This is a genomic window from Pseudomonas sp. Y24-6 (genome assembly GCF_020295325.1).
Taxonomy (GTDB): domain Bacteria; phylum Pseudomonadota; class Gammaproteobacteria; order Pseudomonadales; family Pseudomonadaceae; genus Aquipseudomonas; species Aquipseudomonas gregormendelii.
In genome coordinates this window covers 169,980-195,884 of record NZ_JACBXG010000010.1, presented here as the reverse complement: position 1 = coordinate 195,884, position 25,905 = coordinate 169,980, and the positions used below count along the sequence as shown (strand labels likewise).

23 protein-coding genes and 1 pseudogene are annotated in these 25,905 nt (G+C 59.5%); 10 read left to right on the top strand and 14 right to left on the bottom strand.

Annotated features, from left to right (window positions below; all coding sequences use genetic code 11):
- Positions 1-47: 47 nt before the first annotated feature.
- Both betB and betI read right to left on the bottom strand, forming a co-directional pair.
- Entirely contained in the window at positions 48-1,520 is a 1,473-nt protein-coding gene (betB, locus tag HYI44_RS19890; protein WP_045059881.1) for a betaine-aldehyde dehydrogenase, read from the bottom strand.
- Between the two features lie 117 nt (positions 1,521-1,637).
- A complete protein-coding gene (gene betI, locus HYI44_RS19885) occupies positions 1,638-2,231 on the bottom strand; it encodes a transcriptional regulator BetI (protein ID WP_122841187.1) in 594 nt (197 codons plus the stop codon).
- A 380-nt stretch (positions 2,232-2,611) separates the two neighbouring features.
- Between betI and HYI44_RS19880 the strand changes: the two are divergent.
- Both HYI44_RS19880 and HYI44_RS19875 read left to right on the top strand, forming a co-directional pair.
- Positions 2,612-4,157: pseudogene (locus tag HYI44_RS19880) on the top strand (BCCT family transporter).
- A 44-nt stretch (positions 4,158-4,201) separates the two neighbouring features.
- Complete coding sequence (locus tag HYI44_RS19875; RefSeq protein ID WP_205940125.1) at positions 4,202-4,561, top strand: hypothetical protein; 360 nt, start codon at positions 4,202-4,204, stop codon at positions 4,559-4,561.
- Between the two features lie 198 nt (positions 4,562-4,759).
- Here the strand turns inward: HYI44_RS19875 and choV are convergent, their stop codons facing one another.
- From choV to HYI44_RS19860, 3 genes are all read right to left on the bottom strand, one after another.
- A complete protein-coding gene (gene choV, locus HYI44_RS19870) occupies positions 4,760-5,938 on the bottom strand; it encodes a choline ABC transporter ATP-binding protein (protein WP_045059884.1) in 1,179 nt (392 codons plus the stop codon).
- Complete coding sequence (choW, locus tag HYI44_RS19865) at positions 5,935-6,780, bottom strand: choline ABC transporter permease subunit (protein WP_122841190.1); 846 nt, start codon at positions 6,778-6,780, stop codon at positions 5,935-5,937. Before choW ends, choV begins: the two co-directional genes overlap by 4 nt.
- Before the next feature lie 76 nt (positions 6,781-6,856).
- Positions 6,857-7,807, bottom strand: a complete 951-nt coding sequence (locus HYI44_RS19860; RefSeq protein WP_122841191.1) for a choline ABC transporter substrate-binding protein — start codon at positions 7,805-7,807, stop codon at positions 6,857-6,859.
- Between the two features lie 435 nt (positions 7,808-8,242).
- On the opposite strand from HYI44_RS19860, the gene HYI44_RS19855 reads away from it, so the two are divergent.
- Positions 8,243-9,619: an L-serine ammonia-lyase gene (locus HYI44_RS19855; protein WP_225570270.1), complete on the top strand. Its 1,377-nt coding sequence runs from the start codon at positions 8,243-8,245 to the stop codon at positions 9,617-9,619.
- 540 nt (positions 9,620-10,159) lie between these two features.
- Positions 10,160-11,263, top strand: a complete 1,104-nt coding sequence (locus tag HYI44_RS19850; protein ID WP_045059887.1) for a GlxA family transcriptional regulator — start codon at positions 10,160-10,162, stop codon at positions 11,261-11,263.
- Positions 11,264-11,314: 51 nt separating this feature from the next.
- Here HYI44_RS19850 and HYI44_RS19845 read toward each other — a convergent pair whose 3' ends face one another.
- From HYI44_RS19845 to choX, 6 genes are all read right to left on the bottom strand, one after another.
- On the bottom strand, positions 11,315-11,578 hold the full coding sequence (locus tag HYI44_RS19845; RefSeq protein WP_045059888.1) for a hypothetical protein: 264 nt from the start codon (positions 11,576-11,578) through the stop codon (positions 11,315-11,317).
- 396 nt (positions 11,579-11,974) lie between these two features.
- A complete protein-coding gene (locus HYI44_RS19840) occupies positions 11,975-13,138 on the bottom strand; it encodes a gamma-butyrobetaine dioxygenase (protein WP_225570269.1) in 1,164 nt (387 codons plus the stop codon).
- 13 nt (positions 13,139-13,151) lie between these two features.
- Complete coding sequence (locus HYI44_RS19835; RefSeq protein WP_225570268.1) at positions 13,152-13,628, bottom strand: thioesterase family protein; 477 nt, start codon at positions 13,626-13,628, stop codon at positions 13,152-13,154.
- 130 nt (positions 13,629-13,758) lie between these two features.
- Positions 13,759-14,724, bottom strand: a complete 966-nt coding sequence (locus tag HYI44_RS19830) for an L-carnitine dehydrogenase (protein ID WP_225570267.1) — start codon at positions 14,722-14,724, stop codon at positions 13,759-13,761.
- A gap of 76 nt (positions 14,725-14,800) precedes the next feature.
- On the bottom strand, positions 14,801-15,688 hold the full coding sequence (locus HYI44_RS19825) for a 3-keto-5-aminohexanoate cleavage protein (RefSeq protein ID WP_225570266.1): 888 nt from the start codon (positions 15,686-15,688) through the stop codon (positions 14,801-14,803).
- Between the two features lie 90 nt (positions 15,689-15,778).
- Entirely contained in the window at positions 15,779-16,723 is a 945-nt protein-coding gene (gene choX / locus HYI44_RS19820) for a choline ABC transporter substrate-binding protein (RefSeq protein ID WP_122841197.1), read from the bottom strand.
- A gap of 207 nt (positions 16,724-16,930) precedes the next feature.
- Here choX and HYI44_RS19815 point away from each other — a divergent pair, with 207 nt between their 5' ends.
- Positions 16,931-17,875: a GlxA family transcriptional regulator gene (locus HYI44_RS19815; protein ID WP_122841198.1), complete on the top strand. Its 945-nt coding sequence runs from the start codon at positions 16,931-16,933 to the stop codon at positions 17,873-17,875.
- Positions 17,876-17,905: 30 nt separating this feature from the next.
- Here HYI44_RS19815 and HYI44_RS19810 read toward each other — a convergent pair whose 3' ends face one another.
- Together HYI44_RS19810 and HYI44_RS19805 are read right to left on the bottom strand one after the other, a co-directional pair.
- On the bottom strand, positions 17,906-18,322 hold the full coding sequence (locus HYI44_RS19810; protein ID WP_045059894.1) for a DUF3010 family protein: 417 nt from the start codon (positions 18,320-18,322) through the stop codon (positions 17,906-17,908).
- Between the two features lie 68 nt (positions 18,323-18,390).
- A complete protein-coding gene (locus HYI44_RS19805; RefSeq protein WP_045059895.1) occupies positions 18,391-19,305 on the bottom strand; it encodes a LysR family transcriptional regulator in 915 nt (304 codons plus the stop codon).
- Between the two features lie 182 nt (positions 19,306-19,487).
- Here HYI44_RS19805 and HYI44_RS19800 point away from each other — a divergent pair, with 182 nt between their 5' ends.
- Both HYI44_RS19800 and HYI44_RS19795 read left to right on the top strand, forming a co-directional pair.
- A complete protein-coding gene (locus HYI44_RS19800) occupies positions 19,488-20,822 on the top strand; it encodes a nucleobase:cation symporter-2 family protein (RefSeq protein WP_225570265.1) in 1,335 nt (444 codons plus the stop codon).
- Positions 20,823-20,884: 62 nt separating this feature from the next.
- The gene (locus HYI44_RS19795; RefSeq protein ID WP_225570264.1) at positions 20,885-21,394 is read left to right on the top strand and encodes a nucleoside deaminase; all 510 of its coding nucleotides are present in this window, start codon (positions 20,885-20,887) and stop codon (positions 21,392-21,394) included.
- Between the two features lie 163 nt (positions 21,395-21,557).
- On the opposite strand, the gene HYI44_RS19790 is transcribed toward HYI44_RS19795, so the two are convergent.
- Positions 21,558-21,959, bottom strand: coding sequence for a lysozyme inhibitor LprI family protein (locus HYI44_RS19790; protein ID WP_225570263.1), 402 nt, complete (start codon positions 21,957-21,959; stop codon positions 21,558-21,560).
- A 247-nt stretch (positions 21,960-22,206) separates the two neighbouring features.
- Between HYI44_RS19790 and HYI44_RS19785 the strand changes: the two genes are divergently transcribed.
- The 3 genes from HYI44_RS19785 (at position 22,207) to dgcA (ending at position 25,869) form a co-directional block, all read left to right on the top strand.
- Positions 22,207-23,184 (top strand): dipeptidase, encoded by a 978-nt coding sequence (locus tag HYI44_RS19785; RefSeq protein ID WP_008033250.1) that lies wholly within the window; start codon positions 22,207-22,209, stop codon positions 23,182-23,184.
- Between the two features lie 78 nt (positions 23,185-23,262).
- The gene (locus HYI44_RS19780) at positions 23,263-23,793 is read left to right on the top strand and encodes a DUF5943 domain-containing protein (RefSeq protein WP_034116150.1); all 531 of its coding nucleotides are present in this window, start codon (positions 23,263-23,265) and stop codon (positions 23,791-23,793) included.
- 15 nt (positions 23,794-23,808) lie between these two features.
- Complete coding sequence (gene dgcA / locus HYI44_RS19775) at positions 23,809-25,869, top strand: dimethylglycine demethylation protein DgcA (protein WP_225570262.1); 2,061 nt, start codon at positions 23,809-23,811, stop codon at positions 25,867-25,869.
- The last annotated feature ends 36 nt before the right edge of the window (positions 25,870-25,905 follow it).

Sequence of the window (25,905 nt, the reverse complement as noted above, 5' to 3'; positions counted from 1 at the left end):
GCCAGCCTGCTGGCGATGACGGCCTCGCAGGCGAAGCAGATGCCGCCTTAGAACACCGAGGCGTAATCGCCCAGTTCGACCTGTACCGATTTGATGCGTGTGAAGTTGTTCAGCGAGCTGATGCCGTTCTCACGACCAACACCCGACTGCTTGTAGCCACCCACCGGCATCTTCGCGTCGGACTCGCCCCAGGCGTTGATCCAGCAGATACCCGCTTCCAGTTGATGAATCACGCGGTGAGCGCGGTTCAGGTCCTTGGTGACGATGCCGGCGGCCAGGCCGAAGTCGGTGTCGTTGGCACGACGGATCACTTCTTCTTCGCTGTCGTAGGTCAGGATCGCCATCACCGGCCCGAAGATTTCTTCGCGAACGATGGTCATCTCGTCGGTGCAGTCGGTGAACACGGTCGGTGCCACGAAGGCGCCTTTGGCGAATTCGCCTTCGGTCAGACGGCTGCCGCCGCACAGAACGCGAGCACCTTCTTCTTTGCCCTTGGCGATGTAACCCAACACGCTTTCCATGTGGGCGAAGCTGACCAGCGGGCCAAAGTTGGTGTTCTCGTCTTCCGGATTGCCGATGCGGATGCGCGCCACACGCTCGGCGATCTTGGCTTCGAACGCAGCTTTCAGATGGGTCGGTACGAACACGCGAGTGCCGTTGGTGCAGACCTGGCCGGAGCTGTAGAAGTTGGCCATCATCGCGGTGTCGGCGGCGCGATCGAGGTCGGCGTCGTCGAAAATGATCAAGGGCGATTTGCCGCCCAGCTCCATGGTCACTTCCTTGAGCGACGAGCTCGAAGCGCTGGCCATGACTTTCTTGCCGGTGTCAGTGCCGCCGGTGAAGGACACTTTCTCAATGCGCGGGTGCTCGGTCAGCCAGGTGCCGACTTCACGGCCGCTGCCGGTCAGAACGTTGAACACGCCAGCCGGAACGCCGGCTTCAGTGTAGATTTCGGCCAGTTTGAGGGTCGTCAGGGAAGTGACTTCACTTGGCTTGAAGATCATTGCATTGCCGGCTGCCAGGGCAGGGGCAGACTTCCACAGGGCGATCTGGATCGGGTAGTTCCACGCGCCAATACCGGCCACTACGCCCAACGGCTCGCGACGGGTGTACACGAAGGAAGTGTCGCGCAGCGGGATCTGCTCGCCTTCGATGGCCGGTACCAGGCCTGCGTAGTATTCCAGCACGTCCGCACCGGTGACGATGTCGACGTACTTGGTTTCGGAGAACGATTTGCCGGTGTCGAGGGTTTCCAGGGCCGCCAGTTCATCGTTGCGCTCGCGCAGGATGTCGACGGCGCGACGCAGGATGCGCGAACGCTCCATGGCGGTCATCGCGGCCCAGATTTTCTGGCCCTTTTCGGCGCTGACCACGGCGCGTTCCACGTCTTCCTTGGTCGCGCGCTGCACGTTTGCGAGGACTTCACCGTTAGCCGGGTTGATGGCTTCGAAGGTGGCGTCGCTGCTGGCATCGCTGTAGCCGCCATCAATGTAGAGTTTTTGCAGTTCGAAACGGGCCATAAAGTCCTCGCAAGAGCATAAGTGGGTTGGCGGTAACCACCGCTGGTGTAGCCAGTTCCCTAAGGTTGTGGCAACACCGGTCAGTAGCAGTTCAGGGGTTGAGCGTTTATGTGTGCTCTAACTCACCTGCTTGGCCAATTGGAAATCCATGTATTCGTAAGCGATCTGGTGCGCCTGGGCAGTGTCGAAAGCATCTCCGGACAACGCACCGCGCAACCACAAACCGTCAATGAGCGCCGCCAGGCCGCGGGCTGCACTGCGCGCGTCATCCAGCGGCAGTACGCGGCGGAACTGGCAACACAGGTTGGAATACAGGCGGTGATCGTTGATCCGCTGCAACCTGTGCAATGACGGGTGGTGCATGCTGGTGGCCCAGAAGGCCAGCCAGGTTTTCATTGCCGGGCCATTGACCTGGCTGGCGTCGAAGTTGCCTTCGATGATCACCTGCAGATGTGCCCGCGGGCTGTCATCTGCCAGCGCCTGACGGCGCGCGGTGACGTTCTCGCTGAGGACACTCATCAGATACTGCGCCGTGGCAGCGATCAGGCCGTTCTTGTCCTGAAAATAGTGACTGATGATGCCGTTCGAGACACCGGCCAAACGGGCGATCAGCGCAATGCTGGCGTCCCCCATTCCAACCTGATCGACAGCCTGCAAAGTGGCTTCGATCAACTGCTGACGGCGGATGGGTTGCATACCGACCTTGGGCATCTTGCACATCTCCTTAGGCCTTCCGGCAGACGTGGAACGTCTATCGGATTGAAGGCCAGTCTATTTTGTTTTGATTGAACGTTCAATCAATAAAGAATAAGCTCTGCGACAAATCGTCGCTATTTACAGTTTTTTGCCTGCGTGTAAATGGCGATAAACCGACATCCAAAATCGCTCGAAACCTGTGCGCCCCGGTGCTTGCGGACTTTCAGGCATTTTCGGGGTGTCTTTATATCACCCGCTGGTCGGCTGCCAACTAACCGATTGGTCGGGTACCGCTTTGCCTTGTGTTCTTCTCTCGCACTGCCCGGAGCATCTGTGCCATGAGTTCTGCCTCTCTTATAAAGACCCCACCCGAGAAGGTGACGGTCAACGGTTGGGTGTTCTACACCTCTACCGCGCTGATCCTGTTGTTGACCGCCATTCTGATCATTGCCCCGCAAGAGGCCGGCAGAGTGCTCGGCGTCGCCCAGGCCTGGTTGTCCCGCAGCTTCGGCTGGTACTACATGGTGGTGATTGCCGCTTACCTGGTGTTTGTCATCGGCCTGGCGTTCTCGTCCTACGGCAAACTCAAACTGGGCAGCAAGGACGACACCCCGGACTTCAGCTATGGCGCCTGGGCGGGCATGCTGTTCTCGTCGGGTATTGGCATCTCGCTGTTGTACTTCGGCGCTTCTGAACCGCTGGATCACTACTTCAACCCGCCGGAAGGCGTGGCCGGCAGCAACATGGCTGCACGTCAGGCGGTACAGCTGACGTTCCTGCACTGGGGCCTGCATGGCTGGGCGATTTATGCGCTGGTCGGCCTTGCCGTGGCGTACTTCGCCTACCGTCATAACCAGCCGCTGGCGCTGCGTTCGGCGCTGTATCCACTGGTGGGCGAGCGCTGGGTCAAGGGCGCGGCCGGTCATGCGGTGGATGGCTTCGGGATGTTCGTGACCCTGCTGGGCCTGGTGACCAATCTGGGGATCGGGTCGCTGCAAGTGTCGTCGGGACTGGAAAACCTGTTCGGCATGGAGCACAGCAACACCAACCTGCTGATTGTGATCATCGTGATGAGCACCGTGGCGACCATTGCTGCCGTGTCGGGTGTGGAGAATGGCATTCGTCGGCTGTCCAACCTGAACATCATCCTGTTCAGCGGCCTGTTGATCTTCGTCCTGCTGTTCGGCCCGACGCTGCACCTGCTCAACGGTTTTGTGCAGAACATTGGCGACTACCTCAACGGCGTGGTGCTGAAGACCTTCGACCTCTATGTGTATGAGGGCGACGCTGACAAGACCGAGCGCTGGATGGGCCTGTGGACCCTGTTCTATTGGGCCTGGTGGATCTCCTGGGCACCGTTCGTGGGCATGTTCATCGCGCGTATTTCCCGTGGGCGCACGGTGCGTGAACTGGTGGCCGGCGTATTGCTGATTCCCCTGGGCTTCACCCTGGCGTGGCTGTCGATCTTCGGTAACTCGGCCCTGGACCTGGTGATGAATCATGGTGCAGTGGAACTCGGCAAGACCGCGCTGGAACAGCCGTCCATGGCGATCTACCAGCTTCTGGAGCATTACCCGGCGTCGAAAGTGGTGATCGGCGTGTCGATCTTTGTTGGTTTTGTGCTGTTCCTGACGCCGGCGGATTCCGGCGCGGTGATGATGGCGAACCTGTCGTGCAAGGGTGGCAACGTTGATGAAGATGCGCCGCACTGGTTGCGGATCTTCTGGTCTGCGGTGATCACGCTGGTGACCATCGGCCTGCTGTTCGCCGGTAACTTCGAAGCCATGCAAACCATGGTGGTGCTGGCTGGCCTGCCGTTCTCGGTGGTGCTGGTGTTCTTCATGTTCGGCTTGCACAAGGCCATGCGCCAGGACGTGCAAATCGAACAGGAGCAGGCGGAGCTGGCAGCCCGTGGTCGGCGCGGTTTCAGCGAGCGCCTGACCCAGCTGGACCTGCAACCGAACCAGTCGATCGTTCAACGTTTCATGGACAAACAGGTGACCCCGGCGCTGGAAGAGGCGGCGGTTCTGTTGCGTGGCCAGGGCCTGGATGTGCAGACATTGCTGGGCAAGGCCAAGCGCTGCATGGGCCTGCGGATCGAGATGGAAGAGGGTAACCCGTTTGTCTACGAAGTGAGCCTGGATGGCTACCTGGCGGCGGCAAGCGAGACGGTCTCGGCTGAAAGTGTCGATGAGCCCCGGGCACGCTACTACCGCGCCGAGGTTTACCTGCACAATGGCAGCCAGGATTACGATCTGATGGGTTTCACTCAGGATCAGATCACCCGTGACGTGCTCGATCAGTTTGAAAGCCATCGGCAGCTCCTTGGCCGGGTCTATAGCTGAGTAGTCAAGTAAGCGGTGTTGCTGTCTGAAGCACCGCATCGGCTTTATCGCCAGCAGGCTGGCTCCCACAAGAGCATGCATTCCAATGTGGGAGCCAGCCTGCTGGCGATGGGGGCTTCTACTTCAACGACTGCATCACCCGATATCCCATAAACGAAAACGCCGCGATCCTCTCGCGGCGTTTTTGTGTCTGTTGTGTTACCCCAGGTTCTTGCCGAGCAGCGCGTGGTATAGCTCGCTGTCACCGAGGATCCCTACCACTTTGTTGTTGTCATGCAGCACCAGTTTGTTGCCGGTCTGGTAGCGAATCTGCAGCGCATCGCGCATGCCGATATTGGAGTCCACCAGGGTCGGCCGACGACCCAGGCCGTCCACTGCCTGCCCGGGTGCCCAGTTCTGCAGATCCAGGCTCGCACCGTTCTGGCGGGCGCCCTTGATGGTGTTGCCTTCGGCCAGGTCCAGCCATGAATCGCCGCCCGGGTCGAGGCAGACCGAACCGTTAATGCGTTTGCACTTGTCCAGGGTGCGCATCAGGCTGCGGCCGCACAGCACGTTCAGCGGGTTGGTGTGGGCGACGAAGGTGCGCACGTAATCGTCCGCAGGGTTCAACACGATCTCTTCCGGCTTGCTGTACTGGATGATCCGGCCGTCTTTCATGATCGCGATGCGACTGCCCAGCTTCAGGGCCTCATCAAGGTCATGACTCACGAAGACGATGGTCTTGCTGAGCTTGCTCTGCAGTTCCAGCAATTCATCTTGCAAGCCCTGGCGAATCAGCGGGTCGAGGGCCGAGAAGGGTTCGTCCATTAGCAGAATGTCGGCGTCCATGGCCAGCGCGCGCGCCAGGCCGACGCGTTGCTGCATGCCGCCGGATAGCTCGTCGGGCTTTTTATTGCGCCACTGGGTCAGGCCGACCAGCTCGAGTTTTTCATCGACCAGCTTCTTGCGCTCCTTCTCCGGACGCCCCTGCATTTCCAGGCCGAAGCTGATGTTTTCCCGCACCGTCAGCCAAGGCATCAGGGCGAACTTCTGGAACACCATGGCGATGCGCTTGGTGCGCATCATCTTCAGCTCTGCCGGGGTACAGGAAGCGATGTCGATCTGCTTGCCTTCGTGTTCGACGAACAGCTTGCCACGGCTCACGGTATTGAGGCCGTTGATGCAACGCAGCAGGCTGGATTTGCCGGAACCGGACAGGCCCATCAATACGCAGATTTCACCTTTATCGACATCCAGGCTGGCTTTTTCCACGCCGACAATTTGCCCGGTTTTTTTCAGGATCTGGTCGCGGGTCATGCCCTGATCGAGCAGCTTGAGCGCCTCGCGCGGGTCCTTGGAAAAGATTACATCGACGTCTTCGAAGCGAATAATGCTCATGCGTCACCCCCTACTTTAGCGTCGGGTTGTTTGCAGATACGGTCGAGCATGATCGCCAGCAATACGATCGCCAGGCCCGCTTCGAAGCCCAGGGCGATATCAGCAGTGTTCAGTGCGTTGACCACGGGTTTGCCCAGGCCATCGGCGCCCACCAGTGCGGCAATCACCACCATCGACAACGACAGCATGATGCACTGGGTGATACCGGCCGCAATGCTTGGCATCGCGTGGGGCAGTTCAATCCGTGAGAGCAATTGACGACGCGAGCAGCCGAAGGCTTTGCCGGCGTCCATCAGTTCCTGTGGAACATCCCGGATACCCAGGTAAGTCAGGCGGATGGGCGCGGCGATCGCGAACACCACCGTGGAGATCAGCCCCGGCACCACGCCCAGCCCGAAGAGGGTCAGGGTAGGAATGAGGTAGACGAAGGTCGGCACGGTCTGCATCAGATCGAGCACCGGACGCATCATGGTGTAGAACATCGGCTTATGCGCGGCAACAATGCCCAGCGGCACGCCGATGACCACGCAGACCAGGGTGGCGAACAACACCTGGGCGAGGGTTTCCATGGTTTCCTGCCAGTATCCCAGGTTGAGGATCAGCAGGAAGGAGGCGATGACGAAAACTGTCAGTCCCCACTTTCGTTGAATGAAATGCGCAAGTAGTGCGATAAGGCCGATCAATGCCAGCGGGTTGAACCAGGTCAGCGCAAAAGTCACGCCGTGGATCATCGTTTCCAGAGACACGGCGATGGCGTCGAAGGTGTTGGCGCCATGTTGCGTCAACCATTCGACGAAGCCCGCAATGTACTGGCCTAAAGGGATTTTCTGATCAATCAGCATGGTATTGAACGTCCGCATGCAAGGAAATAACAGCCCGGGTGAGCACGCTCACCCGGCATAAACGATGCTCCTGAACTCAAGGCTGCGCGAGCTTGGCTTTCACGGCCTCCAGGCCTGGTTTACCGTCAATGGTGGTTACGCCAGCGAGCCAGGTATCGAGCACCTGTGGATTCTTTTTCAGCCACGCCCTGGCAGCCGCGTCAGGCTTCATCTTGTCGTCCAGGACGTTGCCCATCAGCGTGCTTTCCATGTCGAGGCTGAACACCAGGTTCTTGAGCAGCTGACCAACGTTGCTGCATTCCTGGGCGTAGCCCTTGCGGGTGTTGGTGAAGATGGTCGCCTGGCCGAAGTTGGGGCCGAAGTAATCGTCGCCGCCGGTCAGGTACTTCATCTTGAAGCGCGTGTTCATCGGGTGTGGTTCCCAGCCCAGGAATACCACGGCGGTATTGCGCCGCTGCGCGCGATCGACTTGCGAGAGCATGCCTGCCTCGCTGGACTCGACGACCTTGAAGCCGGCTTCCTTGAGGCCGAAGGCGTTCTTGTCGATCATGCTCTGGATCAGACGATTGCCGTCGTTGCCAGGTTCGATGCCGTAGATCTTGCCATCGAGCTCTTTCTTGAACTTGGCGATGTCGGCGAAATCTTTCAGCCCCTTGTTATACAACTCTTCGGGAACGGCGAGGGTGTATTTCGCGTTTTCCAGGTTGGCGCGCAGGGTTTCCACGGTACCGGCATCACGATAGGCCTTGATGTCGTTCTCCATGGTCGGCATCCAGTTGCCCAGGAACACGTCCATGTTCTTGCCATCTGCCAGCGACTTATAGGTCACCGGCACGGAGATCATTGTAGTTTTGGTCTTGTACCCCAGTGCGTCGAGCACGACGCTGGTGGTAGCGGTGGTGACGGTGATGTCGGTCCAGCCGACATCGGAGAAGTTTACAGTGCTGCACTGGGCCGGTTCTGCAGCTTGCGCCAGAACCGGCAGACTAAGCATGGCGGCCAACAACAACGACGGGGAACCTTTCATTGACTGACTCCTTGGTGTTTTTTTCGGCAGTGTTCCGACTGGACCACCGCACTTATAGGTTGCGGTTGGATGGCGTTTTCAGACAGCTCTACCACGGCGCCTTGCAATCGAGTCGATACGATCATGTACCAGTGAAAATCTGACGCCTACAGGGTGCGTCGTAACCAGTACAGGGATGGTCGCATCCAGTGTCGGTGACGTCGTTTACAGCTTTTTTCTGCCCTGTTTGTCCCTCTGCGCCGTAAAAAAACGGCGGAACCATAGCGTTGGCGACTCGCGGCGTTGGTGGACAAGAGTGCGTCGGTTCGAGACGTCGAACGACCGGGTAAAAGCCTGATGATGCAGCCATATCGGCGGATTGCAGCTTGAGCGTAGCAGCTCCGTCACTGGGCGCTTTTGCGTCTGGAGTTGGGCATATCCAGGAGTTCGGCAGTAATGGCTATCAGCGTTTTCGACCTGTTCAAAATCGGCATCGGCCCTTCCAGTTCGCACACGGTGGGGCCTATGCGTGCAGCCGCACTGTTTGTGCAGGGCCTGCGAGAAAAGGGGCTGCTGGATCAGGTCCGGCGCGTCGAAGTGCAGCTGTATGGTTCGCTGTCGGCCACCGGCATCGGTCACGGTAGCGACAATGCGGTGATCATGGGCCTGATGGGTGAGTGGCCGGACGCGATCGATCCGTCGCAAATCGGCATTCGTATCGCCACCCTGCGCGAAACCGACGAGTTATTGCTCGATGGTCATCTGCCGGTGCCGTTCATCTGGGCCCGGGACATGCGCCTGATCGATGAAAACCTGCCGTTCCATCCCAATGCCATGACGTTGATGGTTGAAGGTGATGCGGGAGAAATGCACCGCGATACCTACTATTCAGTGGGTGGCGGTTTTGTCGTGGATCAGGCGCAGGCCAGTAGCGGCGTGGTGGACATGGATCGCACCGAGTTGCCTTACGATTTTTCCAGCGCGGTCGAGTTGTTGAGCTTGTGCCAGAAGCACAACCTGCGAGTTGCCGAACTGATGATGGCCAACGAAAAGGTCTGGCGCAGTGAAGACGAAATTCGTGCCGGCCTGATGAAGCTCTGGCGAGCCATGCAGGACTGCGTCGAGCAAGGCCTCAAGCATGAAGGCATCCTGCCCGGTGGCCTGAATGTGCGACGTCGCGCCGCCAGATTGCACCGCAGCTTGCAGGAGCTGGGCAAGCCGAATGTGATCGGCTCGACGCTCAGTGCCATGGAATGGGTCAACCTGTTCGCCCTGGCCGTCAACGAAGAGAATGCGGCGGGTGGGCGCATGGTCACGGCGCCGACCAACGGCGCGGCGGGGATCATTCCTGCGGTGCTGCATTACTTCATGAAGTTCAGCGAAGCGGTGACTGACGCCAATGTCGTCGACTATTTCCTGAGCGCGGCGGCTGTGGGGATCCTGTGCAAGAAGAACGCTTCCATCTCCGGGGCCGAAGTCGGCTGCCAGGGTGAGGTCGGTTCGGCCTGCGCCATGGCGGCGGCGGGGTTGGCGGAGATCCTCGGTGCCACGCCGGAGCAGCTGTGCAACGCGGCTGAGATTGGACTCGAACACAACCTGGGGCTGACGTGTGACCCCGTGGGCGGACTGGTGCAGGTGCCTTGCATCGAGCGTAATGCAATTGCTGCGGTGAAGGCGATCAATGCGGCGCAGATGGCGTTGCGCGGTGACGGGCAGCACTTTATCTCGCTGGACCGGGTGATCCGGACCATGCGTGATACCGGGGCGGACATGCATGACAAATATAAGGAAACCTCGCGCGGTGGATTAGCGGTCAGTGCGGTGGAGTGCTGATATCGGGTTGATCCCATCGCGGGCAAGCCCGCTCCCACAGGATTTGTCGTGCAACCGAGAAGTGGAGCACACCACAAATCCCTGTGGGAGCGGGCTTGCCCGCGATGTTGCCAGATCAGTCAAAACTGCGCGCAAAGTGAACACACCTTCCCTGATACGCCACCTTTTGGCGCGTCGCTTACAGATAAGCGACTTCGACAGGATCAGGGATCCCAATCGTCGCTGACCGCCTGTCACCTGTGCTTGTGGTGACACTCTTTCAATGCACGCCGCAGCCCTGTTCCCACAAGTGCTACCGATTTGCTCACACGCTAAGGGACAGAGCCCTTGCTGCTATTGATGGCACTTATATCCCCCCACTCTACGCGGTCATATACAGACACATTCCGACGTCGTTTTCAGGAGTTATTGAACGCGCATTCAATTTTAGGCATGGCAATTGCTCTGTCATTACAAAGCCCGTCTCCCACGCGAGAACGATGGCAATAACAAGAGCCTCCGCCTGAGGCCATCACCCGCTTTGTGTGAGGAGATATTGCGATGACGACGTTCAACTCCGGGACTCAACCCCAGAACCGTGCGCCTCAATCCATCGGCTTTCTGCTGCTGGACAATTTCACGCTGATTTCTCTGGCGTCCGCAGTGGAACCACTGCGCATGGCCAACCAGTTGTCCGGTCGCGAGCTGTATCGCTGGACCACACTCACCGTCGATGGCGGGCAGGTCTGGGCCAGTGACGGCCTGCAGATTACCCCCGATTGCTCCATGCACAAGGCTCCCGCGCTGGACACCATCATTGTCTGCGGTGGTATCGGTATCCAGCGCACGGTCACCCGCGAACACGTTTCGTGGCTACAGAGCCAGGCGCGCCAGTCGCGTCGTCTCGGCGCAGTGTGCACGGGTAGCTGGGCCCTGGCGTGCGCCGGGCTGCTGGACGGTTTTGATTGCAGCGTGCACTGGGAATGCCTGGCATCGATGCAGGAAGCTTTCCCGCGCGTGGCCATGAGCACCCGGTTGTTCACCCTCGACCGTAATCGCTTCACCAGCTCTGGTGGCACTGCGCCGCTGGACATGATGCTGCACCTGATCAGCCGTGATCACGGACGCGAACTGTCGGCCGCGATCTCGGAAATGTTTGTCTACGAGCGCATCCGCAATGAGCAGGATCACCAGCGTGTGCCGCTCAAGCACATGCTTGGCACCAACCAGCCGAAGTTGCAGGAAATCGTCGCACTGATGGAGGCCAATCTGGAAGAGCCGATCGACCTGGATGAGCTGGCGGTATACGTCGCGGTGTCGCGTCGTCAGCTGGAGCGGTTGTTCCAGAAGTACCTGCATTGTTCGCCGTCGCGCTACTACCTGAAACTGCGCCTGATCCGCGCCCGGCAGTTGCTCAAGCAAACACCGATGTCGATTATCGAAGTGGCGTCGGTATGTGGCTTCGTGTCCACTCCGCACTTTTCCAAGTGCTATCGCGAATACTTCGGCATTCCGCCGCGTGACGAGCGCGTAGGGTCCAACACCACCCAGCAGGTAGCAATGATGCCGCTGCCGCAGGCACTGGTGCTGTCGCCATTGTCAGGGCCGTTGTCGGCATTGAGTCAGGCGCGTAATGAGTCGACTTTTGCCAGTGTAAGGCTCTAAACCGAGTCGACTTCAAAAGATCGTCCGATCGGACGATCTTTTGATTTTTGCTCAGGCGCTACGGCTCTGCTGGTACGCCGCCAATGCCGGCAGCAATTGCCTGTCGATCGCCTGGCGCACAGCCGGCAGGATGGTAGCGCTGCTGGTGTACATCTGCTTGACCATTGTCCGTAGCGTTATCGCCCGTTCATCGTTCAAACCGCGCACCGCGCATTCGCAAGCCTGCTCGGCTGTAGAGCCGCTGGGTACTTGAAAACCCAATGATTTCAGCTGGCCCAGCAGGTCTTCCTGGTCAATCAAATCGGCGTGCATCATGACGCAATCCTTCTTCAGGGAACGGTGTCGTGTCTCGATTCTCATCGGGGGGCGCGGTGGCGGCAAGGGCGATCTGTCGTAATGGCCGCGATACCTATGAACAGGTCGTTTTCGGCTAATTGCGTTCACAGAGGAGTGGGCACACTGGTTACAGCTGACTTCACGAAGGTTGGTCACCCTCGCGCAACGGCTCCTCAACAGTACCCACCTCTGCCTCGATCCTGTCACGGCTTGATCGGGGTTTTTTTTGCCTGTGAGTGCGGGAATTGGGTGTTGCCTGTGCGACCGCCATCGCTGGCAAGCCAGCTCCCACAGGACTGGGGTGGGGGCGCAGATTTGGCGAACGACGCCAAACCTGTGGGAGCGTGGCTTGCCCGCGATGAACGATGATGCGGTCTAGCGTTGGAGCACGAGGATCCGCGACAACAACTCATCCCGATCCACATAGCATCCCTGGAAATGCCGGGCACCCGTGGCGGGATCGAACGCATTGCGCGCATGGAGCGTGCGGCGGTTATCAAAACACCACATCTCCCCCGGATTGAGCCGCGTCATCACCCGGAATCGCGCTTCGCGAGTCATCGCAATAAAACGCCGATAAGCGCGATACAGCTTGGGCATCTCCTCTGCAGACGCATCGAACGGACCGCGCAAAAAGTTCGCCATGCGGATTTCAGATGTCTGCCCCAAGGCATCCAACGCGATGATCGGCGCGAGGCAGCGATAGTCGCTGTGACGGTCCTTGTTGCGAAACTCCACGGGGATTTCACACAGGGCTTTGAACGACTCGGGATCTTCCTCGCGCAGCGCGTGGGCAATCGCGAAACCGTCGACAAAAATACTCTCGCCGCCATCCGCGTCATTGACCAGGCAATGTAGAAATTGCAGCCCCGGTTGCAATTCACGGGTTGGCAGGTCGCTGTGCAATGGCAGGTTGAACGCGGTGTAGGCGTTGCTGTCGGCATCGGCCTTGGATTGCACGTTGAACAGCACGCCAAAATTGCTCTCGCGGATGAAGGAAATCCGCTGGGCGATCAGTTTCAGCGAACCGGGTTCGGTGGGTACGCCACGCACTTGTGTCAGGCCGATATCGCGCACGGCCAGCAGCCACTGCATCAAGGCGTCGTTGTCATTCATCAGCGCCTGATAGTCGAACACCGGCAGCGGCAAGTCGCTTTTCCACAGGCTGGATTTCGGCTTGCTGGCTTGGCGTTCGGCGCGGGAGACGTCGTCATAAGCGTGGGCCCGCAACCAGCCCGGATCGAAGCGACTCCGGTGACCGTCCTGCCAATCGACACACAGGCAACCTTCAGCATCGACACCCACATTTGCCGCCGTCAGGTTCTCTGCAACATCGACGATTTCCAGCACCTGTTCACGGGTCACTGTGTAGACGCATTGCGGGCACGGGCAGTTGTCCCGCAGCCATTGATGATGAAAAGGGCTGACTCGGGTATCAGCCCATGTCACAAGAACGCGATCCGCCAGGGCCTGCACGCCACTCAGCGCGCTGATCAACGGATAAGTACGGAAGTCGGCAAAAGCGGCGGCGGTGTTCATGGCGATCTCCTTGTTATTTTTTTGGGGGGAGCGCGATCACTCGACCCATGTAGTCCGGGGTGGGCAGGTCGGTTTGTTGCGCAACGATGGTTTGCAGCTTGCCAAGCGTTTCTTCGCTGAACGGCGCGGAGCGGGGACCGGCAAGGTCGACGTGCAGCAGCATTTGTTCGTTGCCCGCCAGCTCTTTGTCGTCACCGGCCAGATGCAGGCTGTGATAGAGGTGCAGGCGTTTGTTGTCGTGAGCGATGATCTGGGTGTGCACTTCAACGTCGGCATCGAGCTTCACTTCATGCAGGTAATTGAGGTGCAGCTCGAGGGTGAACAGCGAATGGCCGCTGGCTTCGCGGTTGTTGCTGTCCATGCCTAACCGATCCATCAGCGCATCGGTGGCGTAGCTGAAAATCAGCAGGTAAAACGCGTCGCGCAGGTGGCCGTTGTAGTCGACCCAATCGGGGATGATTGTGGTTTGGTAGGTGGTCAGTGCAGGCATGTCATCAAGTCCTGAAATAACGAGAACCTGTAGAAGCCAGCTTGCTGGCGATGAACGATAACGCGGTCACTCTGAAACACCGCGTCTATCCGATCGCCAGTAAGCTGGCTCCTACAGAAAGCGCTGGGGTTTAGTCGGCGAACGCCATCCCATGCTTCTCTTTGGTGGTCTTCACCGCCTCCAGCACCGCCAGCAGGCAATCATCACGATAGCGCTCCAGTGCCGAAATGCTGTGTTTGCCCAACTGATCGCTGGTGCCGTCCACCACATCATCAATCAGCTTGCCGGTCAGCTCCGGGGCCGGCAGATGGGTCCACGGCAACTGCAACGCCGGACCGAACTGTGCCATGAAGTGACGCATGCCCGCGTCGCCGCCCGCGAGGGTATAGGTTAAGAACGTGCCCATGAACGACCAGCGCAAACCGGCGCCAAAGCGAATGGCATCATCGATTTCACCGGTGGTCGCCACACCATCGTTCACCAGATGCAGCGCTTCACGCCACAGCGCTTCGAGCAATCGGTCGGCGATAAAACCAGGTACTTCCTTACGCACATGCAGCGGACGCATGCCCAGGGATTCGTAGACTTTCATCGCCGCTTGAACAGCTTCCGGCGCCGTGTTTTTACCGCCCACCACTTCCACCAGGGGCAGCAGGTAAACCGGGTTGAACGGGTGGCCAACAACGCAGCGTTCCGGATGGGTCGAACTCTCGTAGAACTCGCTGGGCAACAGGCCCGAAGTGCTGGAGCCGATCAAGGCGTCGGGTTTGGCTACTGCACTGATCTTGCTGTGCAATTCGAGCTTCAGGTCCAGGCGCTCGGGGGCGCTTTCCTGAATGAAATCGGCATCGCGCACACACTCTTCGATGGTCGCGACAAAGCGCAGGCGATCCTGCGAAGCGCCCGGGGCCAGGCCTTGTTTTTCCAGGGCGCCCCAGGCGTTGGCGACGCGTTTGCGCAGGGCGGCTTCAGCACCAGGCGCGGGGTCCCAGGCCACTACGTCGAGGCCGTGGGCGAGGGCGCGGGACACCCAGCCGCTGCCGATGACACCGCTACCCAGGGCGGCGAAGGTTTTGATTTCGGTGATGAACGTCATGGCGACTTCCTAAAAAAATTCGGTGATCCCCTGTAGGAGCAGCCTTCGGTAGCTCCTACAGGGGATATGTGTGGGCTCAGCCGCGCTTGGTCAGGCCCATTTTTGCCCGGCCTTCGGCTGGGGTCAGGACACGGGCGCCGAGGCGGCTGAGGATTTCGCTGGCGCGCTCCACCAGCTGGCCATTGGTGGCCAACACGCCTTTGTCCAGCCAGATGTTGTCTTCCAGGCCGACCCGCACATTGCCGCCGAGCAGTACCGCTTGCGCAGCCATCGGCATCTGCATGCGTCCGATGCCAAAGCCGGCCCAGACCGCGTTGGCTGGAAGGTTGTCGACCATGGCTTTCATGGTGGTGGTATCGGCCGGTGCGCCCCACGGAATGCCCAGGCACAGCTGGAACAGCGGATCATCGAGCAAGCCTTCCTTGATCATCTGCTTGGCAAACCACAGGTGCCCGGTGTCGAAGATTTCCAGCTCGGCCTTGACGCCCAACTCTTGTATGCGCTTGGCGCCCGCGCGCAGTTGCGCCGGTGTGGATACGTAAATGGTGTCGCCATCGCCGAAGTTCAGCGTGCCGCAATCCAGGGTACAGATTTCCGGCAGCAGCTCTTCGACGTGGGCCAGGCGTGTCAGGGGGCCGACCAGGTCAGTGTTGGTGCCGAATTCCATCGGGTTTTCGCCAGCGCCGATTTCCAGGTCGCCGCCCATGCCGGCGGTCAGGTTGACGATGATGTCGACGTCCGCTTCGCGGATGCGCTCCATCACTTCGCGGTACAGCGCCACATCCCGGCTGAACTTGCCGGTTTCGGGATTGCGCACATGGCAATGCACCACGGTGGCGCCCGCCTTGGCGGCTTCCACGGCAGCGGCTGCGATTTGCTTCGGGGTGACCGGTACGTGTGGGCTCTTGGCGGTCGTGTCGCCAGCACCGGTAAGTGCGCAGGTGATGATGACGTCGTGGTTCATGAGGCAGGTTCCTGTTCTGTAGGGGAATGGCGGGCGTGATGAGTCCGTTCGCAGCCCGTTGGGGGCTGCGATTCGGCGTTCAGTCAGGGTTTATTTACTGGTCAGTTTCAGGTGTTCAGCTGCCGGTTTGCCGTCGAAGGTGGTCACGCCTTCGAGCCAGCGCTGTTTGTCCTGGGGGTGATCATTGAGCCACTGTTTGGCCGATTCGAACGCGTCCTTGTGATCCAGCAGCGGCTGCATCATCCGGCTCTCGTCTTCGGCGGAGTAGGTCAGGTTACTGAGCAGGCGGCCGATGTTCGGGCATTGCTGGGCATAGTTCGGCGAGGTAACGGTCCATACGGTGGCCATGCCTTCGTTCGGGCCGAGCGCATCGTCGCTGCCGGTGAGATAGGTCATCTGCACATTAACGTTCATTGGATGCGGCGCCCAGCCGAAGAACACCACGGCCTCCTTGCGCCGCACGGCACGATCTACTGCCGCGAGCATACCGGCCTCACTGGACTCGACCAGCTGGAATTTGCCCAGGCCGAACTGGTTCTTGGCGATCATCGCCTTGATCTGGGTATTGGCGCCCGAGCCTGGCTCGATCCCGTAGATCTTGCCGCCCAGTTCTTTCTCGAACCTGGCGATGTCGGCGAAAGTCTTCAGGCCTTTGTCTGCCAGGTAGGTCGGCACGGCAAGGGTCGCGCGGGCGTCTTTGAGGCTTGGCGCATCAAGCACCTTGACCTGTTTGGCGTCGACGAAAGGAGTGATGGTCTGGGTCATCAGCGGGTTCCAGTACCCCAGGAACAAGTCCAGGCGCTGGTCGCGGATCCCGGCGAAGATGATTTGCTGGGACGCGCTGGTTTGTTTGGTGTTGTAGCCGAGGCCGTCTAGCAGCACCTGAGTCATGGCGCTGGTAGCGATCACGTCGGTCCAGTTCACCACGCCCATGCGTACGTTCTGGCAAGAAGCGGGTTCGGCCGCCATGACGCTGGCGCTCAGGAAAGCGGTACCGCTCAGTGCAAGAACACAGCTGCTGATGAGTCGTTTCATGTCGGGTTCCTCGGCAGACGTTATTGTGGGTTCCGGTGTCTATGTGCACCGGTGATGCCAAGTTACGCAGCTAAGCCCCCGCCAACACGCACTATGGCGACCAGCTCTTGCACTGGAGCGACCTGCCCCTTGAATGCCGCTTGCAACTGGCGTATCAACGTCCACACGCTTCCCGCCCTCTCGTTACCTGCCAGTCGAGTGCGCTCCATGTCCCAGGATTTCTACTTCTTGTTGATGCCGGGTTTTTCGGCCATCGGGTTTATCTCGGCCATCGAGCCTCTACGGGTGGCCAATCGCTTTCGCGGTGAACTCTATCGCTGGCATGTGCTGAGCGCCGATGGCGGTGCTGTTCTGGCCAGTAACGGCATGTCGGTCAACGCCGATGCCGCGCTGGAGCCGCTCGGCAAAGGGGCGACGTTGCTGGTAGTCGCCGGCTTCGAACCGCTGAAATTCGCTACGCCTGCGCTTGAGCACTGGCTGCGCCGGCTGGACAGCGACGGCGTGACCCTGGGCGCCATCGACACCGGCAGCTTCGTCCTCGCCGAGGCAGGGTTGCTTGAGGGCCATCGCCTGACCCTGCACTGGGAAGCCATCGACGCGTTCAAGGAATACTATCCGCTGCTCAGCGTCACCCAGGAGCTTTTCGAGATCGACCGCAGACGCATTACCTCGGCGGGCGGCACGGCGTCAATTGACCTGATGCTCGACCTCATCGGCCAGGCCCACGGACCGGAACTGGCGATTCAGGTCAGCGAACAATTCGTACTCGGTCGCATCCGTCCGCGCAAGGATCACCAGCGCATGGAAGTTGCCAGTCGGTACGGTATTCGCAACAAGAAACTGGTGCAGGTGATCGGCGAGATGGAACAGCACAGTGAGCCGCCGTTGAGTACGCTGGCCCTGGCCGAATCGATCAAAGTGACGCGGCGCCAGCTGGAGCGCCTGTTTCGCTTGCACTTGAATGACACACCGAGCAACTTCTATCTGCGGTTGAGGCTGGAGAAGGCGCAGCAGCTGTTGCGCCAGACGGACATGAGCGTGCTTGAAGTGAGCATTGCGTGCGGGTTTGAATCGCCGTCGTACTTCACTCGCAGCTATCGAGCGAAGTTTGAGCGGTGCCCGCGGGAAGACCGACGTACCGCAAAAGCATGAACACAGAAAATGTAGGATCTGCGTGCGCTATTACTTCTTCATCAGCGCAGAACACGCCGCCTTGTAGGCCTCATGCTGGTATTTGTTCAGCGTCCCCGGCAGTTCAAAATTGTGCTTTTTGGCCTGGGCATTGATCGTCTGTGGCGACAGCAGCGTCACCTCACAACTGTCCAGCAACTGAAAAACCCCCTCGATCTTGAAGGTGGTCGGCCCACCGGCAAACTCGCCTTTCTTGCTGCGCTTCTTGATCACGATCCGGTCGATTGAGTTCTCCCGAATGAACGATGCCACCTGTGCGGCAAACACTTTGACGTTGGCCGCTTCGTCGTCATCGTCCAGGGCGATTTTCTTGGTGGCCAGGGGCAGGTGGCTGAGCGCCTGATTGTCGAGGGACGCGACGGCGATGATGGCTTCACTGCCTTTGATTTCAATGCCACAGATTTTCATTTCGTGCGCTTCCAAGTCGGTAAAGTGTGATGGTGGCGCAGCCTTGAGGTGAAGTCACGGCATGAGTGTTACAGGGTGGTGGACTGCCCCCGACGATCCAGTTCAAACACTTTGTTCTGTTGCAGGCGCGTCTTCAGCCAGCGTTCGGCTTTGCCCATCTTGCGGGTACGGGCCCAGAGCAGGTCAACACCCACATGCCAGTCGGTGTGGGGATACGCACCCAATTGCAGTTCGACCAGTTCGCCATTGGCCAGTTCACGCTGGATCAACTGGCGCGGCAACGTGGCCCAACCGAGGCCGGCACGGACCATTTCCAGCAGCGCCAGGTAGTTTTCGGCCTGCCAGATCCGAGTGGAACGCAGGTACTCGCTGCTGGGCAGCTTTTCGGCGTGTGCGCTAAACGCCAGGCGGCGGTGCACGTGCAGGTCTTCGAAAGTCACGCTGCTCAATTTCGCCAGCGCATGTGCGGGGTGACAGACGTGCAGCATGATCAGCTTGCCCATCTGCTGGAATTCGAGCTGCGGCGGGTACTGCGGCTGGGAGAAGGCGATCCCCAGCACGGCCTGGCCCTGAGCTACGAGTTCGCTGACATCCCCATATACGGGGTGCCTGATCACCAGATCGACATAGGGGAAAGCCTCTTCGAACTCCAGCAGCACCGGCATGACGGCGTTGTAGGGCGTTTCAATGGCCAGTGACACGCTGGGTTCGATCGCGTCGGACAGGCAATCCGCATGGGCCTGGAGGGTCAGGCAACGTTCCAGCACCGACTGCGCCTGCAACAACATTTTCTGGCCGGCCTGGGTCAGCACCGGGTTTCGATTCGAGCGATCGAACAGTTCCACGCCCAGGTCCTGTTCCAGATTGGAAATCGCCACGCTCACGGTTGACTGAGTCTTGCCCAGCTTGCGCGCGGCCGCTGAGAACGACCCGCTGTGCACGGCCTGGACGAATGTTTGCAACTGGTCCAGAGAGAACTGCATGGGGGTGACCTCAAGCGACTATAGCTATCGTTAAAAACGATGGTTGCTCATTTGCTCCATCGTTTACAAGCAGAGAATATCGGCCTTGAAACGAGCTCTTCTGCTGCATCGATTTGCGCTGTGCCTGGCCTGTGGACGCCTCCCAGGACTACAAGAAAAAAGCACTTCAGGAGACATTCGATATGAGCAATTCACAGGTTCATCCGGTGGACGAAATTCTGCCGGTTCGCCAGTTGGTGACATTCGGTTTGCAGCATGTGCTGGTGATGTATGCAGGTGCGGTGGCGGTACCACTCATATTGGGCAGCGCACTGGGGCTGACGTCGGCGCAGGTAGTGACGTTGATCAATGCGAATCTGCTGACGTCGGGCATCGCCACGATGATTCAGACCCTCGGCTTCTGGAAGTTCGGGGCGCGCCTGCCGCTGATTCAGGGCTGCTCATTCATTGCGCTGGCACCGATGATCATGATCGGCAAGGAGTTCGGGCTCACTGAAGTGTTCGGCGCGGTGATCGCGGCGGGGGCGATCACAATTGCCATGGCGCCCGTGTTCAGTAGGTTGCTGCGGTTCTTTCCGCCCGTGGTGATCGGCAGCCTGATCACCATCATCGGCATTTCCCTGATGCCTGCCGCGGCAATCTGGCTAGGTGGCGGCAATCCTGATTCCGCAGATTTCGGTGCGCCATCGAACCTGCTGCTGGGGCTGGCCACGGTCATCGTTACATTGGTGATCTATGCCAGGTTTTCCGGTTTCATTGGCAACCTCAGCGTACTGATCGGCTTGTTCGTGGGCAGCCTGATAGCGGCAGCGTTCGGCATGACGCACTTTGGGCAGGTGAGCAGCGCAGCCTGGTTCGAGCTGAGCCCGCCCATGGCATTCGGCATGCCGCAGTTTTCCCTGATGCCGATACTGGTCATGACGTTGGCGATGTTGGTGATCATGGCCGAAACCACCGGTAACTGCCTGGCGATCGGCAAATTGACCGGCAAGACCACCACACAAACAACCCTTGGCAATGCATTCCGTGCCGATGGGCTATCAACAATGCTCGGCGGGTTGTTCAACAGCTTCCCCTACAACGCTTTTACCCAAAACACCGGCCTTATTGCGCTCTCCAACGTCAAGAGCCGGTATGTCGTGGCTTCGGCGGGGGCAATCATGGTGCTGATGGGCCTGTTCCCCAAGCTGGGTGCGCTGATCGCAGCAGTGCCGACGCCGGTGTTGGGCGGTTGCGCCGTGGTGATGTTCGGCATGACCACGGTGGCCGGTATCCAGGAGCTCTCACGGGTGACATTCGAGGGGACTCGCAACGCAATCATCGTTGCCGTATCGATCAGCGTCGGTGTGCTGCCGATGTCGTTCCCGGCGCTGTTCGAACACGCCAGCGGCACTCTCAAACTGGTACTGGAAAGCGGAATCTTCCTCGGTGCGATCACTGCAATCGTGCTCAATATCCTGCTCAATCCGCAGAGCAGGCGCGAGCCGGTGGCACCAGCCGCCGAGCTGGCCGACTGACAGGTGTTTAGCCCCTGGGCGACGCGGTCAGGGGCACAGTTGAAAATAATAAGGAGTTTCACATGACAAGCTTCACTTGCGCTTTACCTGCCGGCATCACCGAACTTGATCTGCAACTGCTGCGCCGCTCACTCGAACTGGCAGAGGACTCAAAAGCCCGTGGTCGTCATCCGTTTGCTGCACTGGTCGCGGATGGGGCCGGCAACATCATTGCGGCGGCGGGCAATAATTCCATGCCGCCGGAAGGCGATCCCACCCAGCATGCCGAACTTGCTGCAGCCGCGCAGGCTGCCAAGCTGCTAAGCCCGGCAGACCTGGCGCAATGCACGCTCTACACCAGTGCCGAACCCTGCTGCATGTGTGCGGGGGCGATTTACTGGACGGGCATTGGCCGAGTGGTCTACGCGCTGTCCGAGCATGCCTTGCTGGGGCTCACGGGTGGCCACCCGGAAAACCCGACGTTCTCGTTGCCGTGCCGGGAAGTGTTCGCGCGCGGCCAGCGACAGATTCCGACATTCGGGCCGATGTTGGAAGCAGAGGCTGCGCGCGCGCATGAAGGGTTCTGGACGTGACTGGGTAGGGCGGTTTTTGCTGAGTGGAGGCGGGGCTGCCTCCCTTGGCTTTGGGGTTTGATGCTGGGGTTTAATGGTGGAAAAGATCGCAGCCTCGTTGCACTCGACAGCTCCTACACAGCTCCTGCACCGCTGCTGTATGGGCACTTTCCGCATTTCTAACTCACTCCTGCCCGATCGACTCCAAAAACTCCGACCTTTCATCACTCATGCGTGCAATGCAGTCATTTTGCGCAATGGTGAACGCCTTGCTGCCACTCGTCGCCGGGAACGCTTCGACTGCGCAATCGGCGTCTCGCGTCTTCAGCCATTGGTGCTGCGCCGCTTTGATTTTTGCGGTGATGTCTGCCAGCTGGGTCGGGTTCTTGCCGTAGAGTATTTGCATGCGCTCGGCCAGGGTCTGGTAGTTGTCCTTGAGCAGGTCTTCGGCGGCGGTTCGGCCATAAACCGAGCATTCGAGGGTCTGGACGTCGTTTTCGACAGCGTCGCAGGGGGTGGTCTCGGATTCTTCTTGCGCGTGTACGCCCGTGGCGGTCAATGCCAGAACCAGAAAGATCATTTTCATTGCGCTGCCGTCCCTCATTCCAGTTGAACCTCAGTGAAGCATCCAGTCGTGCAGCGGATTCTGGCTCAACCTGACGGGCTTGAACAGGCGGGCGAGCAGGGGTGGCGACGACGCTTTGTCGCGGATTGACGCTTTCGGCAATTCCCCTGTCGTTTTTGCACCCGGCTGTCCCGGTGCTCAGGCATATGCTGGCTCCAAAGCGCCGGCACACGATTCGGCGCATGAATCGACAATAGGGGACAGCCTGATGAGCCCAGCCGAACTGCACGCCGACAGCATCGTTATCGACGGGCTGATTATCGCCAAGTGGAACCGTGAGCTGTTCGAGGACATGCGCAAAGGCGGCCTGACGGCGGCCAACTGCACCGTGTCGGTGTGGGAGGGCTTCCAGGCCACTGTCAACAACATCGCCGCCAGTCAGAAGCTGATTCGTGAAAACAGCGACCTGGTCATTCCGGTTCGCACCACCGCCGACATCCGCAAGGCCAAGGAGCAGGGCAAGACCGGTATCCTCTTCGGCTTCCAGAATGCCCACGCCTTTGAAGACCAGATCGGCTATGTCGAGGTGTTCAAGCAGCTCGGTGTCGGTATTGTGCAGATGTGCTACAACACCCAGAACCTGGTCGGTACCGGTTGCTACGAGCGCGATGGCGGCCTGTCAGGTTTCGGTCGTGAAATCGTCGCCGAGATGAACCGAGTTGGCGTGATGTGCGACCTGTCCCACGTCGGATCGAAAACCTCTGAAGAGGTGATTCTCGAATCGAAGAAACCCGTCTGCTACTCCCACTGCCTGCCGTCGGGCCTGAAGATTCACCCGCGCAACAAATCCGATGAAGAACTCAAGTTCATTGCGGATCACGGCGGCTTTGTCGGCGTGACCATGTTCGCGCCGTTCCTCGCCAAGGGCATCGATTCGACCATCGACGACTACGCCGAAGCCATCGAATACACCATGAACATCGTCGGCGAAGACGCCATCGGCATCGGCACCGACTTTACCCAGGGGCACGGCCAGGACTTCTTCGAGTACCTGACCCATGACAAGGGTTACGCCCGCCGCCTGACCAGCTTCGGCAAGATCATCAACCCGCTGGGCATCCGCACTGTCGGCGAGTTCCCGAACCTCACCGAAACCCTGCTCAAGCGCGGCCATAGCGAGCGCGTGGTGCGCAAGATCATGGGCGAGAACTGGGTCAACGTGCTCAAAGACGTCTGGGGCGAATAAGCCGCCGCACTTCTGAATCCTTACCTGGGGCCATCCGCGCCGCAGGCAACACCCCAATTTTTCTGGAGTTAAGTTTCCATGGCCAAGATCGCCCCGCAATTGCCTATCGAAGTCGACAGCGAAACCGGTGTCTGGACCTCCGATGCCCTGCCGATGCTGTACGTGCCACGTCATTTCTTCGTCAACAACCACATGGGCATCGAGGAAGTGCTGGGCGCCGACGCCTATGCCGAAATCCTCTACAAGGCCGGCTACAAGTCCGCCTGGCACTGGTGCGAAAAAGAAGCCGAATGCCACGGCCTTGAAGGCGTCGCGGTGTTTGAGCACTACATGAAGCGCCTGTCGCAACGTGGCTGGGGCCTGTTCAAAATCCAGGACATCGACCTCGATAAAGGCACCGCCAGCGTCAAGCTCGAGCACTCCGCCTTCGTCTACGTGTACGGCAAGGTCGGGCGCAAGGTCGACTACATGTTCACCGGCTGGTTTGCCGGTGCCATGGATCAGATTCTGCAAGCCCGCGGCAGCCAGATCCGCACGGTTGCCGAGCAAGTCTACGGTGGCTCCGAAGAAGGCCACGACGACGGTTTGTTCACCGTCAAGCCGTTGTAAGTCGAGGAACCCTCCATGGCTTTCGAAGCAATGTTCCAGCCGATCCAGATCGGCAAACTGACCATCCGCAACCGCGTGCTCAGCACCGCGCACGCCGAGGTCTACGCGACCGACGGCGGTATGACCACCGACCGGTACGTCAAGTATTACGAAGAGAAAGCCAAGGGCGGGATCGGTCTGGCCATTTGCGGCGGTTCTTCAGTGGTGGCCATCGACAGCCCGCAGGAGTGGTGGAGCTCGGTGAATCTGTCCACCGACCGGATCATTCCGCACTTCCAGAATCTCGCTGACGCCATGCACAAGCACGGCGCCAAGATCATGATCCAGATTACTCACATGGGCCGGCGTTCGCGCTGGGACGGCTTCAACTGGCCGACCCTGATGTCGCCGTCCGGGGTGCGTGAGCCGGTACACCGTGCTACTTGCAAAACCATTGAGCCGGAAGAAATCTGGCGGGTTATCGGCAACTACGCGCAAGCGGCACGCCGTGCCAAGGCCGGTGGCCTGGACGGCGTCGAATTGTCCGCCGTGCACCAGCACATGATCGACCAGTTCTGGAGCCCGCGCGTCAACAAGCGAACTGATGAGTGGGGTGGCAGCTTCGAGAACCGCATGCGTTTCGGCCTGGAAGTATTGAAAGCCGTGCGCGCCGAAGTCGGTCCCGATTTCTGCGTCGGCATCCGCCTCTGCGGCGATGAATTCCATCCGGATGGTTTGTCCCACGAGGACATGAAGCAGATCGCCAAGTACTACGACGACACCGGCATGCTGGACTTCATCGGCGTGGTGGGCTCGGGTTGCGACACCCACAACACCCTGGCCAACGTGATCCCGAACATGAGTTATCCACCGGAGCCGTTTCTGCACCTGGCAGCCGGTATCAAGGAAGTGGTCAAGGCCCCGGTTCTGCACGCGCAGAACATCAAGGACCCGAACCAGGCGACGCGCATTCTCGAAGGCGGTTACGTCGACATGGTCGGCATGACCCGCGCGCACATCGCCGACCCGCACCTGATCGCCAAGATCAAGATGGGCCAGATCGACCAGATCAAACAGTGCGTCGGTGCCAACTACTGCATCGACCGGCAATACCAGGGCCTGGATGTGCTGTGCATCCAGAACGCAGCGACTTCCCGTGAATACATGGGCGTTCCGCACATCATCGAAAAGACTACCGGGCTCAAACGCAAGGTCGTAGTAGTGGGTGCCGGGCCTGCCGGTATGGAGGCAGCGCGCGTGGCCGCCGAACGCGGCCACGACGTGACCCTGTTCGAGAAGAAGGAATTCATCGGCGGGCAAATCACCACGGCGTCGAAAGCGCCGCAGCGCGACCAGATCGCCGGCATTACTCGCTGGTATCAGCTGGAACTGGCGCGTTTGAAAGTCGACCTGCGCCTGGGTGTGGCGGCCGATGCGCCGACCATTATGGATTTGCGCCCGGACGTTGTCGTGCTCGCCGTCGGCGGTCATCCCTTCCTGGAGCAGAACGAGCACTGGGGCGCGGCTGAAGGCCTGGTGGTCAGTAGCTGGGACATCCTCGATGGCAAGGTTGCACCGGGCAAGAACGTGCTGGTGTACGACACCATTTGCGAGTTTACCGGCATGTCGACCGCCGACTTCCTCGCGGACAAAGGCAGCCAGGTCGAGATCGTTACCGACGACATCAAGCCAGGCGTGGCAATTGGCGGCACATCGTTCCCGACCTACTACCGAAGCATGTACCCCAAAGAAGTGATCATGACCGGGGACATGATGCTGGATAAGGTCTACCGCGAAGGCGACAAGCTGGTGGCGGTGCTGGAGAACGAATACACCGGCGCCAAGGAGGAGCGGGTGGTGGATCAGGTAGTCGTGGAAAACGGCGTGCGCCCGGACGAAGAAATCTATTACGCGATGAAGGAAGGTTCGCGCAACAAGGGCCAGATCGACGTCGAAGCCCTGTTCGCGATCAAGCCTCAGCCTTGTCTGGAACAGAGCGGCGATGGCTACTTGCTGTTCCGCATAGGCGACTGCGTAGCCCAGCGCAACGTGCACGCGGCGATCTATGACGCATTGCGGTTGTGCAAGGATTTCTAAGTTTTTGACGTCACCTGCGTAGGAGCTGCCGCAGGC

Bases quoted from the DNA above. Each gene is read 5' to 3' on its own strand.
- choX (WP_122841197.1), bottom strand. From the start codon at position 16,723: ATGAAACGACTCATCAGCAGCTGTGTTCTTGCACTGAGCGGTACCGCT.
- HYI44_RS19825 (WP_225570266.1), bottom strand. From the start codon at position 15,688: ATGAACCACGACGTCATCATCACCTGCGCACTTACCGGTGCTGGCGAC.
- HYI44_RS19795 (WP_225570264.1), top strand. From the start codon at position 20,885: ATGACAAGCTTCACTTGCGCTTTACCTGCCGGCATCACCGAACTTGAT.
- HYI44_RS19830 (WP_225570267.1), bottom strand. From the start codon at position 14,724: ATGACGTTCATCACCGAAATCAAAACCTTCGCCGCCCTGGGTAGCGGT.
- choV (WP_045059884.1), bottom strand. From the start codon at position 5,938: ATGAGCATTATTCGCTTCGAAGACGTCGATGTAATCTTTTCCAAGGAC.
- HYI44_RS19860 (WP_122841191.1), bottom strand. From the start codon at position 7,807: ATGAAAGGTTCCCCGTCGTTGTTGTTGGCCGCCATGCTTAGTCTGCCG.
- HYI44_RS19805 (WP_045059895.1), bottom strand. From the start codon at position 19,305: ATGCAGTTCTCTCTGGACCAGTTGCAAACATTCGTCCAGGCCGTGCAC.
- dgcA (WP_225570262.1), top strand. From the start codon at position 23,809: ATGGCTTTCGAAGCAATGTTCCAGCCGATCCAGATCGGCAAACTGACC.
- HYI44_RS19815 (WP_122841198.1), top strand. From the start codon at position 16,931: ATGTCCCAGGATTTCTACTTCTTGTTGATGCCGGGTTTTTCGGCCATC.
- HYI44_RS19840 (WP_225570269.1), bottom strand. From the start codon at position 13,138: ATGAACACCGCCGCCGCTTTTGCCGACTTCCGTACTTATCCGTTGATC.
- choW (WP_122841190.1), bottom strand. From the start codon at position 6,780: ATGCTGATTGATCAGAAAATCCCTTTAGGCCAGTACATTGCGGGCTTC.
- HYI44_RS19790 (WP_225570263.1), bottom strand. From the start codon at position 21,959: ATGAAAATGATCTTTCTGGTTCTGGCATTGACCGCCACGGGCGTACAC.
- HYI44_RS19810 (WP_045059894.1), bottom strand. From the start codon at position 18,322: ATGAAAATCTGTGGCATTGAAATCAAAGGCAGTGAAGCCATCATCGCC.
- HYI44_RS19835 (WP_225570268.1), bottom strand. From the start codon at position 13,628: ATGCCTGCACTGACCACCTACCAAACCACAATCATCCCCGATTGGGTC.
- betB (WP_045059881.1), bottom strand. From the start codon at position 1,520: ATGGCCCGTTTCGAACTGCAAAAACTCTACATTGATGGCGGCTACAGC.
- HYI44_RS19785 (WP_008033250.1), top strand. From the start codon at position 22,207: ATGAGCCCAGCCGAACTGCACGCCGACAGCATCGTTATCGACGGGCTG.
- HYI44_RS19845 (WP_045059888.1), bottom strand. From the start codon at position 11,578: ATGATGCACGCCGATTTGATTGACCAGGAAGACCTGCTGGGCCAGCTG.
- HYI44_RS19855 (WP_225570270.1), top strand. From the start codon at position 8,243: ATGGCTATCAGCGTTTTCGACCTGTTCAAAATCGGCATCGGCCCTTCC.
- HYI44_RS19800 (WP_225570265.1), top strand. From the start codon at position 19,488: ATGAGCAATTCACAGGTTCATCCGGTGGACGAAATTCTGCCGGTTCGC.
- HYI44_RS19875 (WP_205940125.1), top strand. From the start codon at position 4,202: ATGGACAAACAGGTGACCCCGGCGCTGGAAGAGGCGGCGGTTCTGTTG.
- HYI44_RS19850 (WP_045059887.1), top strand. From the start codon at position 10,160: ATGACGACGTTCAACTCCGGGACTCAACCCCAGAACCGTGCGCCTCAA.
- HYI44_RS19780 (WP_034116150.1), top strand. From the start codon at position 23,263: ATGGCCAAGATCGCCCCGCAATTGCCTATCGAAGTCGACAGCGAAACC.
- betI (WP_122841187.1), bottom strand. From the start codon at position 2,231: ATGCCCAAGGTCGGTATGCAACCCATCCGCCGTCAGCAGTTGATCGAA.